The 12,599-nt window shown below is 34.5% G+C and carries 12 protein-coding genes; 2 read left to right on the top strand and 10 right to left on the bottom strand.

Annotated elements, in window-relative coordinates; translation table 11 throughout:
- The 3 genes from extO to ACY2V1_RS00815 all read right to left on the bottom strand — a co-directional run.
- On the bottom strand, nucleotides 1-785 hold a 785-nt coding region (gene extO / locus ACY2V1_RS00825; protein WP_461832894.1), incomplete at its 3' end, for a selenite/tellurite reduction operon b-type cytochrome iron-sulfur cluster-binding subunit ExtO.
- Complete coding sequence (locus ACY2V1_RS00820) at nucleotides 754-2,250, bottom strand: multiheme c-type cytochrome (RefSeq protein WP_461832893.1); 1,497 nt, start codon at nucleotides 2,248-2,250, stop codon at nucleotides 754-756. The genes extO and ACY2V1_RS00820, both read right to left, overlap by 32 nt.
- Nucleotides 2,251-2,727: 477 nt before the next feature.
- The gene (locus ACY2V1_RS00815) at nucleotides 2,728-3,162 is read right to left on the bottom strand and encodes a hypothetical protein (RefSeq protein WP_461832892.1); all 435 of its coding nucleotides are present in this window, start codon (nucleotides 3,160-3,162) and stop codon (nucleotides 2,728-2,730) included.
- A 173-nt stretch (nucleotides 3,163-3,335) separates the two neighbouring features.
- Between ACY2V1_RS00815 and ACY2V1_RS00810 the strand changes: the two genes are divergently transcribed.
- Nucleotides 3,336-3,965, top strand: a complete 630-nt coding sequence (locus ACY2V1_RS00810) for a 4Fe-4S binding protein (RefSeq protein ID WP_461832891.1) — start codon at nucleotides 3,336-3,338, stop codon at nucleotides 3,963-3,965.
- Nucleotides 3,946-5,241, top strand: coding sequence for a 4Fe-4S binding protein (locus ACY2V1_RS00805; RefSeq protein WP_461832890.1), 1,296 nt, complete (start codon nucleotides 3,946-3,948; stop codon nucleotides 5,239-5,241). The genes ACY2V1_RS00810 and ACY2V1_RS00805 overlap by 20 nt, the downstream gene beginning before the upstream one ends.
- A 149-nt stretch (nucleotides 5,242-5,390) precedes the next feature.
- Here ACY2V1_RS00805 and ACY2V1_RS00800 read toward each other — a convergent pair whose 3' ends face one another.
- The 7 genes from ACY2V1_RS00800 to ACY2V1_RS00770 form a co-directional block, all read right to left on the bottom strand.
- The gene (locus ACY2V1_RS00800; RefSeq protein ID WP_461832889.1) at nucleotides 5,391-5,978 is read right to left on the bottom strand and encodes an adenylyl-sulfate kinase; all 588 of its coding nucleotides are present in this window, start codon (nucleotides 5,976-5,978) and stop codon (nucleotides 5,391-5,393) included.
- An 8-nt stretch (nucleotides 5,979-5,986) separates the two neighbouring features.
- Nucleotides 5,987-7,324: an aminoglycoside phosphotransferase family protein gene (locus ACY2V1_RS00795; RefSeq protein WP_461832888.1), complete on the bottom strand. Its 1,338-nt coding sequence runs from the start codon at nucleotides 7,322-7,324 to the stop codon at nucleotides 5,987-5,989.
- A gap of 6 nt (nucleotides 7,325-7,330) precedes the next feature.
- Nucleotides 7,331-8,692, bottom strand: a complete 1,362-nt coding sequence (locus tag ACY2V1_RS00790) for a TrpB-like pyridoxal phosphate-dependent enzyme (protein WP_461832887.1) — start codon at nucleotides 8,690-8,692, stop codon at nucleotides 7,331-7,333.
- Nucleotides 8,693-8,849: 157 nt separating this feature from the next.
- A complete protein-coding gene (locus tag ACY2V1_RS00785) occupies nucleotides 8,850-9,461 on the bottom strand; it encodes a TetR/AcrR family transcriptional regulator (RefSeq protein ID WP_461832886.1) in 612 nt (203 codons plus the stop codon).
- A 22-nt stretch (nucleotides 9,462-9,483) separates the two neighbouring features.
- Complete coding sequence (locus ACY2V1_RS00780; RefSeq protein ID WP_461832885.1) at nucleotides 9,484-11,664, bottom strand: DNA translocase FtsK; 2,181 nt, start codon at nucleotides 11,662-11,664, stop codon at nucleotides 9,484-9,486.
- 9 nt (nucleotides 11,665-11,673) lie between these two features.
- Complete coding sequence (gene efp / locus ACY2V1_RS00775; protein WP_461832884.1) at nucleotides 11,674-12,231, bottom strand: elongation factor P; 558 nt, start codon at nucleotides 12,229-12,231, stop codon at nucleotides 11,674-11,676.
- 71 nt (nucleotides 12,232-12,302) lie between these two features.
- A partial coding sequence (locus ACY2V1_RS00770; RefSeq protein ID WP_461832883.1) for a type II 3-dehydroquinate dehydratase occupies nucleotides 12,303-12,599 on the bottom strand: 297 nt, incomplete at its 5' end.

Below are 12,599 nucleotides of genomic sequence, written 5' to 3'. Positions count from 1 at the left end.
GTGTTTGAAAGCACTATATTCTGAATCTTTTTATCCTTTATATCTGAATAAATTACAATAAATTCAGGCCTAACAGGAGAGATTCTTCCTCTTTTATTTATAGCAAGTGGAAACTTATCCCTTTTTGTGTAATAGACAGATCTAGCATATTCTTTGGATAATTTATCTACAACACCGTATTTAAACATTTTATTTATGTTATAATTCCTGATAAAATATGTTCCATATTCCTGACTTAGCCAAAAGCTATGACATGTGTAACATTCTAATTTTTGTAGGTGTTTCTCAATTTTATGCGCATAAATCTTCTTATCTACTCTATGGCAATCTACACATCTTTTTGATGATTTTTTATTTTTCATTAGACTTTCCATACTATGACAATTTCTACATAACAATCCTTTTTTATAATGGATATCTTGTCTCATCTTTAAATAGTAATTTCCTTTATACACAATTCCCTGCTTATATCTATAAGATGGATCCTTTTTTGAAAGCCCTGTATATTCAATACCAATATGATAGCCATTGTGACATTTGATACAATCATAAACATCTGGTTTTAGAGGTATATTATTAGCTATTCTATGGCAATTAAGACAATCCTTTATATGACAATTATTACAATTTTTTTTAAAGAAATATCTGTCGTATTTTACAAAAACCTTTTTTGCAAAGACCTTTTCCCTTTTTCTTGTAGCCATTATAGATCTAAAAATAGATGTATATCTTTTATGGCACAATATACAGGGTCTATCTAGTTTTGGATGTATCTTTGCCTGCAAATTTCTGTTTGTATAGATTAATACAGGTATTAATACGAGAATAATCAACTGGATCTTTAAATATTTCATATTGATTATTATGACACACAAGACATTGATTTACTTTTAATATTCCTTTAATCTCTTTAGATGTAAATGGCCTTGCCCCCTGCCCTATCACTGCTCCATGGGCTACTATTTTTCCATTTTTTAAAATACATAGCAACCCATCTAAACTTAACTCCTTGGCACACATATAAATATTTTTAAATTGTCCATTTAAGGTAAAATTCCCTTTGCCAAACCCCAGGATATATGGATTTGCGTGGCATTCAATGCAATCTAGCGTATTTTTTGACGTATTGTGGGAAAAGATTGGTGCAAACCTAAATTGCCTCTTGCCCTTATATTTACTCACATAACCAGACTTTATCCATTTATCCTTATTTTTTACATACACATAGGTCTCACACCCAGGGGTAAGAGTAGTGATTTTGTTATTTTTATCTACACCAAGGATAAAATAATTTGGTTCTCTAAAATCCTCTTTTTCTAAAAATCTTCCATGTGTATATTTTTGTTTAATCTTATCATACGAAAAATAATATGTATGACAGCCAAAACACTGAGGCATTACCCTTGTATGGCAAACATAACACTTGAGTCTTTTATGTCCATAAATTGTGTGTTCTTTGGTTTTAGTTATAATTGGGCACTCAAATTTTTTCCCGCTCCTTTTCCCTATAACATACACTTTGCCTTTATCCATATAGACATTTGAATACATTCTCCCTTTTTTTGTCAAAACCAACTTTGTTCCTATGTGAAGATAATCATTTTTTTTATAATTTTTTGCCTCAACAAAGACATATGATTCTCGCTCTATCTCTTTGACTCTGGGATAACTATCTCCATCTCCATGACAATCTGTGCAGCTTATCTCGACCTGATCATCTTTATTTGAATAGAGATATCCATCTCCCATAACATCCCTGGAAGTATGACAATCTATGCAATCCATGCCAGCCTTGTAATGCACATCAGCATATATATGCAATAAAGACCTTCCACCTCTTAATGGGTATTTTGGGCCATGTGTTGATGTAGGCACCATATTATTGGCCTCATAAAGGCCAGTGTAAGATAGACCTATCCTTCCACTTCGCATATGACACATAAGACACACATCAGTTGAAGGTGTAGCTGTTAATCTATGCACATATCCATTTTTTTTAGAATATTCCATATGGCAGATAAAACATCCTGTATTAAATTTATTTGCATAAACAGGATAGCCCAGATGACAGCTTGCACAAAACTTTCTATATAGCTCTGCCCCTAGATTGTCTAATTCTCCAATCCACCTTATATTAATCTTTCGTCCTTTAGAATCAAATTGTTCCTGTTTTATCACGCTATATACATTTTTTGAGTCTCCTTCCCATATTTTCTGTATCCTGTTTATCATGCCCACATTAGTGGCCATTTGTGATGAATTAATCCTTAAATATTCCCACAAATGGCATTTGCCACATAATTTTTTAAAGGAAATAATTGAAGGGCCTTTTTTGATAAGACCTATGTGGGCAGTGCTATTGTCATATGCTAGAGGATTTCCACCATGACACTGTATGCAACTTACATGATTTTTATCAGGAGGTTTAATGTTTTTGTGACACTTAATACAGGAATTTTGATTTTGGGAAGAGGATAAGAAAAATGAAAATAAACAAAAAATAACTGATCTTAATATATAATTCATCACAACCTAAGATATAAACTCACTGGGCTCACCAAAGCAAGTAACTAACACACCTTTTTTTGCCCTTGTAGCTGACACATAAAGTAATGCATGTTCTGTAAAAGGTGCTTCAATAATAGTGTTCACTTGACGTAGGGAAAAACAATATCGTTCCATAATGGAAATACACGCTTTTCCACTAAAATCAATTTGAGGAAATCTTTATTGAAACAGCTTAAACCAGAGGGGCATAAGGGATGTTAAACATAAAACAGCACTAAAACCTATACCCAGAAACCATTGCAAAAAAGTTAATCTCTTCTCTGTTGCTTCAAATCTTTTATCTATCGATTCAAACCGAGCATTCATCTCTTTTTGCAAGGCTTCAAACCGAGCATTCATCTGTCTTTGGAGGGTCTCAAAGCGTCTCTCCATCGGTTCAAACCGAGCGGACTCTATTTCTCTAAGTGCCTTTAGTTCTTCTTCTACTCTAATAACCCTCTCTATTAACGAGAGTTCTTTGGCCTTTTGTTCATTGGATAAGACAAAGCGCTCTAACTCTTCCCTTATAAAACGGCTAACATAGTCCTTTAGAAAATCTTCCCACACCTCTGGTGGAATTTTTTCAATGGGGTTTTGACATGTTGTCTGTTCCATATTTTTAAATTTATTTTAATCGTTTTTTTATGTCAACCTATAAAAACACTAATAAGCTAGGCGATGAGCCCTTTATTAGAATATTACATACATCCCCGTGGATTCTCTTGACTTCTATCACCTTCATAATTTAGGTTGGGAACCCATTTGCCAAATTTAAGAAGGACTTTAGTATGATTACATCTATAGTAGGTGTGGAAATTGAGTATTGTAAAGGAATTTCTAAAGGATGTAGAAACGCTATTTCAACTTATCCTGAAATAATTTCAAATCTTATTGATATATCTAAAAACTCCACCTGGCACCAGAGGTTTAAAATTGAGGAAAATCTTCCTAGGAAACATCAGATTCTTAAAATTGGAATCTCTGCATGTCCAAATGCATGTGCTAAGTCCCAGATTAAAGACCTTGGATTTATCTTGAGATCAGAAATTGGATACGATGAATCCTTATGCATAAATTGCTTAGAGTGCGAGAACGCATGCAAAGAAAATGCTATCTCAGTGACAGAAAAGATTGTAATACAAAAACACAAGTGTTTAGGGTGCTTGGATTGTGTTAGGGCATGTACAACTGGCTCCATTTTTAGCACACAAGCCTTTTTTGAAGTTTTAGTTGGAGGAAGATTGGGAAGGCACCCTAAATTTGCTACACCTATCCTTAAAATAGAACCCCTTAAGATCTATGACTTTTATAGATATTTTCTGGGACTTTTTGATAAATATCCTGATATTTACAATGCAAAAAAAATTATAGACAACCTCTCATATGAAGAAATTGAACATGGATACATTAAAAAATAGGACATTAATTTTTTTCACCTTGTTTCTTGCGTCCCTGCATTTTTTAAAGATTGGAAATTATGGCTATTTTGGGATATATTTAATTTGTGGAGCGCTTCTATTTACTGATTTTCCCATTAAATACATTTTATCTACTTCACTACTTATTGGATCCTTTTTTTTGTGGTTAAAAATTACTCATGAATTGGTTTACTTTAGAATCTTATCCCATTTACCGTACCTTCGCTTAATTTTAATTATGGGAATAGTTACTTTATTTAATATGTTTGTGATATTATATATTTTCTCCCACTACAAATCATTAAAACAAGACATACAAAATAATTTGCTTTCTATATTTGTTTTTATAGCTATTTTTTCTATTCTTATGTTTATAAGGGCAAAATTAAGTATAAAACCCCTTATACTTGATAGATTTGGGCTTTATTTGGGAAATCTAGAAGCATTTCTCTTGGCAGTTTATGGAGCCTATTTGGGTAATAAACTCAAAGATCCCAAAAATCATAAGGCGCTTAGAAAAAAGATATGGTTGTTATTTTCATTGGTATTTTTCGCTCAGTTATTTTTAGGAATTTTTGTAAACAATCAGTTTCTTATGACAGGAAAATTACACTTCCCAATCCCAGCGCTAATTATTGGAGGCCCAATATACAGGGGACACGGCTTTTTTATGATATGTCTATTTTTGTCCACTATAATTTTAGTGGGACCTGCATGGTGTAGCCATCTCTGTTATGTAGGAGGCCTTGATGCTTATACATCTTCTTTGAGAAAGACGTCCAAGATTAGATTAATTAGACACATATCGTTTATAAATTTATTTTTAACATTTTTGCTAGCAATTATTTTTAAATTACTCAAATTTCCGCAAGATACATTGATTTTGGTTGTGTCTTCTTTTGGAATTATCAGTCTTATATTTATATTTATTTTATCACCATTTTTGGGAAAAATGACTCATTGTATATCCTGGTGTCCAATTGGCATTGTATCATGTACATTGGGTAAGGTAAATCCTTTTAGAATTAGGGTAGATGAAAAAAAATGTACATCATGTGGTATATGTGAAATCAAATGCCCGTACGAGGCAATTTCAATAGACAAAACTGCTAAAATAAATTTCTTTTGCACCCTTTGTGGAGATTGTATTGCAATCTGTCCACACAATGCAATATCAATAATATATTTAAAAAAGAAAAAAAATATAGCGCGTCCTATCTTTCTATTTTTAATAATAGTTATACATACGATATTTTTAGGACTTGCAAGAATTTAAATCTAATAATAAAGTCGAACTGTAATTACTTGATAAAAAAGCTAAAAATATCACCTAGTTCCAAAGGTCAAGTTTGAGGATTAGGAAAGATATTTGAAGTTTTTTGTTGACTTTAACACCCCTCGTTGAGATTTGCTAATTTACTCTATTTAATCCTTGTTATTAAATAAAATTTTTTCTATAAATTCAAGACACATAGAAACTGCCATATCTAATTCAAGTTCATCATTTTCAAGCACAAAATCACAATTTTTGTCTTCCTCAAAAGGGACATCTACTCCTATCACTTCTCCAAGCCCTGGATATTGCTTTCCAGTATTTTTTCTATCCAGTGCCTTTTTATATAGATTTGCCATAACCAGGCCATTTTTTCTCTGAGATTCCCTTTTTATTGCAGTTTCTATGCTGCACTTAACATATATCTCGAAAAATTTCTCCCCCATTTTCTTTCTTGCCAGTTGCCTCATTTTAAGTTTATAGGCGGTGCCATCCATAATAACCACCTTTCCTTTCATAAACTCTCTGCATCCGTCTTCCACAAATAATTCATACGCCTTTTCCCTCTCATCAGCGGTGTATTTGGGGTTGGGAAAATATTTTTTCCTGAGCTTATCCATCTCCAGATACACAACATCTATTCCTTTATCTAAAAGAGCTTTATAGACCATCTTACTAATTGAAGACTTTCCGCATCCAGGTAGTCCCACAAACCAAAAGCAATATCCAGTAGTTCCCATAAATTCTCTTATCCCTGCATATATTTGTTAATATTTTTATAATCAAATTTTTCATCTTTTAAGATATTTTCCATAAATCTGAAAAGTCCTGCCCTTACCTCTTTTGGATGATTTGGATACCATTTTGGAGATGCTATAACCAGTGCTCTAAATACGAAAAATGGAGCTATAACTTCCAATATTTCCTTATCTTCAGTGTAAGATAAATATTCTTCAAAAAATGTCATATACATCTTCTCAAATGGTCCAGTTATCTTGGGCCTGTCATATAGGCCATATAAAATATAATTACATGCCATGGTTGCAACGTCATCTGCCGCCTCTCCATATTCTCCTCTGCTCCTATCCAATACCCAAAAATCATTATCGCCTGTTACGAGGACATTCCATGGATGAAAATCACCATGCACTACACAAAGGCGATAACAATACTTTTTTAACTTCCACCGCCATGAAATCAACTCTTTTTCAAGTTGAATGAACCTCTCTTCTGGATAATCATTGTATGGATATGGATAACCATCTATTATTCCAAATATGCATTCACAATCTCCAATTAAATTTCGAATTCTTCTAATGTATAAATCGTCTTGTTGATATTTTTGAGAATGAATTTTGGCCAGATACCTTGCCAATTTTTTAACAAACTCTATATCCTCTTCTCTAAAATCTCCCTTTTTTATCCTGTCCAAACTAAGATAATAATCCTCTCCATTTACTCGTTCATTTACAATGAAAAATTCCTTGGCCCCTTTAACAGGAATTAGCCCATCTTGAGACATATATCCTATGGCAACTGGCCTCACATGCTTATCCAATTTCCCCCCTGTTTCATATTGAAACATTAGAATCCTTGCCCTATCCCAATAATATTGGTGGCCATATTCATCACCCCTCATAGTAGAGATAACCACATCTTTTTTTTCTCCGCTGTCAAATTCTATATTGACTATGATAGGCTTACCATAGCCAAAGTCCTTTAATACCTCACCTTCTTGTTTTCCAAATTCATCTAAAGATATGCACCTTACTTTGCCTTCATATAACTCATTAAAAAAGGCATGTATCTGTGTTAAAGAAAACATATTGTCTCTCCGATGTTGTTTGATTTTTTTTACATTATCAGCCAGTTGAATAAGTTTGTCTGCGTGAGGGTAATTATAAGTTTTGACTCTGTCTTTTCCTAAGATTTTTCTAAATAATTTAACAAGAGAAGGGGAATCTCCCCAGCACATCATAAGGCGCTCACAAGGGAGATTGCCCTTTTCTACTAAACAATATTTAACACTTACCTCATGTCCAAGTCTAGGACACCTTCTTATTATTTTGTCTAATACTCCACCCATAAAAAACTATGGTGTTGGAAATTCTTTTAGCTCTTCCAGTGCCTTTTCAATATCTTCTTCTGAAAGGGAATAGTTGAAGAGCTTACCTTCCATGTAAGCCTCATAAGCTGCCATATCAACCAGTCCATGTCCACTATAGGAAAATATTATAGTCTTTTCTTTACCTTCTTCTTTAGCCTTTTGGGCCTCTTTTATTACATAACAAATGGCGTGAGTGGTTTCAGGCGCTGGGATGAATCCTTCGCATCTTGCCCAATTAATGCCAGCCTCAAATGTTTCCAATTGAGGAACTGATACTGGCATTATAAGTTCTTCTTCTATCAATTTACTGACAATTGGCGCCATTCCGTGATATCTCAGGCCTCCCGCATGGACTGGTGGTGGTATAAATGAATGTCCCAATGTATGCATTGGCAAAAGAGGTGTGCTTTTGGCTACATCTCCAAAGTCATACAAATACCTTCCCATTGTCATGGTTGGACAGGATGCTGGCTCTACGGCATAAATATCGATTTTATCTCCATTTATCTTGTCCCTTACAAAGGGCACGGCCAATCCAGCAAAATTACTTCCACCGCCAGCACATCCAATTACTACATCAGGCTTTTCCCCTATTAGCTCTAGTTGTTTTTTTGCCTCTAGCCCTATAATTGTCTGATGGAGTAGCACATGATTTAATACGCTTCCAAGTGCATATTTGGTAGCACTGTCGCCAACAGCTCTTTCTATTGCTTCACTAATGGCTATACCAAGGCTTCCAGGAGAATCTGGGCTTCTTTCTAAAATTTCCCTACCTATCTTGGTAAGTTCACTTGGACTCGGGATACAATTAGCGCCCCATGTTTGCATCATTATTTTTCTATAGGGTTTTTGATCAAAACTTACCCTGACCATAAAAACTTCACATTCAATTCCAAATTGGGCACAGGCAAAAGCCAGGGCACTACCCCACTGACCCGCTCCAGTCTCAGTACAGATCTTTTTGGTATTTTCCAGTTTATTATAATAGGCCTGGGGAACTGCAGTGTTTGGCTTATGACTTCCTGGAGGAGAGACTGATTCGTCTTTAAAGTAGATTTTAGCAGGGGTATTTAAAAATTTTTCCAGATTCTTTGCCCTGCGTAGGGGGGTTGGACGCCATATAATATATTTTTCCAAAACTTGTTCGGGAATTTTGATCTCTCTATCAGAACTCACCTCTTGTAAAATAAGCCCCATTGGAAATATTTCCTTTAAATCATCTGGTGATACAGGCTGTTTTGTACCTGGATGAAGGGGTGGGGACATTGGAGTTGGTAGATCTGGTAAGATATTGTACCAACTAGTTGGCATGTCTTGGGCATTTAAAATTATTTTAACATCTTCCATATTAAACTCCTATAAAAATTAAAATAGCATAAATAATCACTTTGTCATATCAAAATTAAGGCCTTTTATACTCAAAGGTTTAGATATATAACCTGGGTCTAGATAAATTTCAAAGGAAATTGTTTTGGCCTCTTTGTATTCAAAAAAATGAACTATATTATTTCTCATCCCCTATAATTCCATATAAAAAATAATCCACGATATTTTCAATTATTTCTCTGATACTCAACTGACCATCTTTCTTATACCAAAAATAGAGCCATTGAACTGTAGCAAAAAAGCAAAAGGTAAGAACTGTAATATTAGTCTTTTTAATCTTTCCCTGCTCCATTATTCTTCTTAAGTAATTCTTAAACTGCGCAACATTGGACCTTTCATAATTTATTATGATCTCCCTTTTTTCTGGAGGAAGGGATTCAATTTCAAAGAACAAGATTTTGTTAAAATTTTTATGTTTTAAATAACCAATTGTATAGTCATACAAAATGTTTACTAACTGATCCCTGACATTGGAATATTGAGTTTCACTTTTTAAAATAGCCTGTCTCATATCTTCATTTATTATCTCTCCAGCCTGTACACATAGGGTGAATAAGATTTCTTCTTTGTTTTTAAAGTGATGATATAACGCTGCCTTGCTGATTCCAACCCTTTCAGCTATCTCTCTCATTGAAGAGCGCTCATAACCCTTTTCTACAAATAACTCATGGGCCTTTTCTAAAATATTCTGCGCTGTCTGGTGCATATTAGCAATATCTTTTTTTTCCATAACCCATTACTCCATGAAAGATTTATTTTTTTATTACTATCCTAGGCTTACTACCCTCCTGCGGCCCTATTATTCCTTCTTTTTCCATCATTTCCACAAACCTGGCGGCCTTATTAAATCCAATCCTCAAATAGCGCTGCAACATCGATATAGAGATCCTGTCTTGTTCCATCACAAATTTAACTGCATCTTGATACAGGGGATCGCTATACTCATCATCTCCACTATCGATTCTTTTATCCTGTTCCTTCTCTATTTTCCATTCCTTTAAGTCCATATGATCTGTTTTTGGATATTTTTGTTCCCAAAATTTAATTATCCTGTTTATTTCTCCGTCACTTATATAGGCCCCATGAATCCGCTGTATCCTACCTGCCGGAGGTTTAAACAGCATGTCCCCTTTGCCAAGTAGATGTTCTGCACCTACATTATCTAAAATAGTCCTTGAGTCATGTTTTGATGTGACTTGAAAAGCCACTCTGGCTGGAAAATTTGCCTTTATAAGTCCTGTTACCACATCTACAGATGGTCTCTGGGTAGCCAGTATCAAATGAATACCTGCTGCCCTTGCAAGCTGGGCAAGTCTAATTATTTTTGCCTCTGCCTCCTTACCTGCAGTCAGCATGAGGTCTGCCATTTCATCAATTACAATGACTAAATAAGGCATAGGAGATTGATTAGAATCTTGAATATCTCCTTTTTTTATTTTTTCATTATATCCATAGATGTTTCTAGCTCCGATTTCAGCCATTTTGTCGTACCTGTATTCCATTTCACTTACTGCCCACTCTAATGCTGTTTTGGCAAGTTCCATGTCCACTACAACTGGGTGGATTAAGTGCGGAAGTTGCGAATATGAAGCCATTTCAATTCGTTTTGGATCGATTAACAAAAATTTCACATCTTCAGGAGAAAATCGCATAAGTAAACTGATTATAATAGAATTTAGACACACACTTTTTCCAGCCCCTGTTGCACCAGCAACTAAGAGATGAGGCATTCTAGCCAGGTCTTCTACCCTTGGCCTCCCCTGAATATCTTGCCCCAAAACTATTGGTAAGTTAGCCTTACTCTGTTGAAAAACCTTTGACTGAACAATTTCCCTGAAATATACGATTTTTCTATTTTTATTTGGAATTTCAATACCAATATAGTCTTTTCCTGGAATAGGAGCCTCTATTCTAACAGCTACAGCTTTTAAAGCAAGGGCCAAATCATTATTCAGTTGGGCGATCTTACTTATCTTTATGCCTGGTGCTGGACGAAATTCAAACATAGTTACAACAGGACCAGGTTTTATATTTAAAAGTTCTCCCTCTACTCCGAAATCCTTTAAGCATGCAATAAGTCTATTTGACATATCATCAAAATATTTAGTGTCAATTTCATTGTCTTGATTTTTTAGTGGATCTAAAAGATCAACAGATGGATAACTAGTTTCAACGTCTATTGGTATTTCTTTTTTATTATACTCTTGTTTTTTTTGTTTTTTCGTATTGGTATCCTTCTTGGTAGAAATAATTTCTTTTTTTGTTTCATTATGTTCCTTATTAAGTATCTTTAGTTGTCTGGAAATAGATTCATTTTTAGAATTTTCGCTTTTAAAATGAGTCCTATTTTTCTCTCTTGAACAAAAAACATTTTTTATCCATTTTAGAGATATAAAAAGAACGTTTCCAATATAGCGAAAAATATCTTTCCACAAAAAAAGAAAAGTAAGTTGAACTCCAATAACAATTAAAAATGTCCAAACAAGTAGGGTGCCACCAAAACTAAAATATTTATTGGTCATGGAAAATAGCCAATTACCAATATAACCACCACCGTGGATATTTTTAATATAAACAGAATTTCCAAATTTCGATGCAAAAAACATCAATAAAAATAAAATAAGAAAAAAAAGGCCGACTATTCTATACCAGCGCAATCTTAATTTCTCCAAAAAAACACAAAGACCAGACCAGAGAAACAAAAAAGGGACTAACCATGAAACATTGCCAAATAGTTCAACTACAAGCCCGCCCAGGTAAGCTCCAATAATGCCGCCGAAATTTCTTACCTTTGTGATGGATGTAGCCACATTAAAGGAAGGATCTTTTGGAGAATAAGAAAATATAGACAGGAATAAAAAAATACACACAAATAAAAGGGTCAGGGACCAAATTTCCCTGACCAATTTGTTTCCATAATTACCTTTCTCCATAAAACTAATCTATTCTCTGCCAAGGTATTCAAATGTCCTGGTATCCACCTTGACCCTATCCCCTGTATTTATAAAAAGTGGTACATTTACTGTAAGCCCACCTTCTAAAGTAGCTGGTTTAGTTGCCCCACTAACAGTATCTCCTTTGACCCCAGGTTCAGTCTCAATTACTTCCAACACAACTGCTGCAGGCAAATTTACATCAATTATCTGTCCATTATATATTAAAACCTTGTTTGTTTCTCCTTCTTTTAGGAAATAGACCTTTTTGTCCAGGGTAGAAGCTGGCACATACATCTGCTCATAGGTCTCAAGGTCCATGAAAACTAATTCATCACCTTCTCGATATAAGTACTGGACTTCCTTTGTGACCAAATCAGGTCTTTCAATCTTCTCCCCGGACCTGAAGGTGTATTCTATCACTGATCCGTTTAGGAGATTTTTTAGCTTTGTCCATATATGGGCGCCACCCCTTCCATATTTTGCATGGAGAAAATCTATTATCTCATATGGTTCGCCTTTAAACTCTATTTTTAGACCCTTTCGAATATCTGATGTGGTGTACATGAACATCCTCCTTGTTTTGTCTTTCCCTCTCTTTGTGAAAGAAAATTAAGCAGTTGTCAATGTTTCATATCTTATGAGTTATCACCCTTGGTGTTATCTAGATATTCTATCAAGGCAAGTACCCCCAATACATATGAAAAGATACCAAAGCCTGATACCACGCCAATGCATTTGGGAGAAAGCATACTCTGATGCCTGATCTTTTCTTTTCTTGTCCACAAATTACTAATATGAACCTCCACACATGGGATTTTTATCCAGGATATACAATCTCTAATAGCAAGGGAGGTATGGGTATAAGCGCCTGCATTTATAACAATACCATCAACTTTATCCAACCATGCCCGCTCCAACCTATCGATTATTTC

This window comes from Desulfothermus sp. (genome assembly GCF_053993635.1).
The sequence above is the reverse complement of the archived record's forward strand: the minus strand, read 5'-3'. Positions and strand labels throughout refer to the sequence as shown.

What these genes read in the sequence shown, in the direction of transcription:
- ACY2V1_RS00820 (WP_461832893.1), bottom strand. Translation starts at nt 2,250, where the DNA reads ATGGCCACTAATGTGGGCATGATAAACAGGATACAGAAAATATGGGAA.
- ACY2V1_RS00815 (WP_461832892.1), bottom strand. Translation starts at nt 3,162, where the DNA reads ATGGAACAGACAACATGTCAAAACCCCATTGAAAAAATTCCACCAGAG.
- ACY2V1_RS00810 (WP_461832891.1), top strand. Translation starts at nt 3,336, where the DNA reads ATGATTACATCTATAGTAGGTGTGGAAATTGAGTATTGTAAAGGAATT.
- ACY2V1_RS00805 (WP_461832890.1), top strand. Translation starts at nt 3,946, where the DNA reads ATGGATACATTAAAAAATAGGACATTAATTTTTTTCACCTTGTTTCTT.
- ACY2V1_RS00800 (WP_461832889.1), bottom strand. Translation starts at nt 5,978, where the DNA reads ATGGGAACTACTGGATATTGCTTTTGGTTTGTGGGACTACCTGGATGC.
- ACY2V1_RS00795 (WP_461832888.1), bottom strand. Translation starts at nt 7,324, where the DNA reads ATGGGTGGAGTATTAGACAAAATAATAAGAAGGTGTCCTAGACTTGGA.
- ACY2V1_RS00790 (WP_461832887.1), bottom strand. Translation starts at nt 8,692, where the DNA reads ATGGAAGATGTTAAAATAATTTTAAATGCCCAAGACATGCCAACTAGT.
- ACY2V1_RS00785 (WP_461832886.1), bottom strand. Translation starts at nt 9,461, where the DNA reads ATGGAAAAAAAAGATATTGCTAATATGCACCAGACAGCGCAGAATATT.
- ACY2V1_RS00780 (WP_461832885.1), bottom strand. Translation starts at nt 11,664, where the DNA reads ATGGAGAAAGGTAATTATGGAAACAAATTGGTCAGGGAAATTTGGTCC.
- efp (WP_461832884.1), bottom strand. Translation starts at nt 12,231, where the DNA reads ATGTACACCACATCAGATATTCGAAAGGGTCTAAAAATAGAGTTTAAA.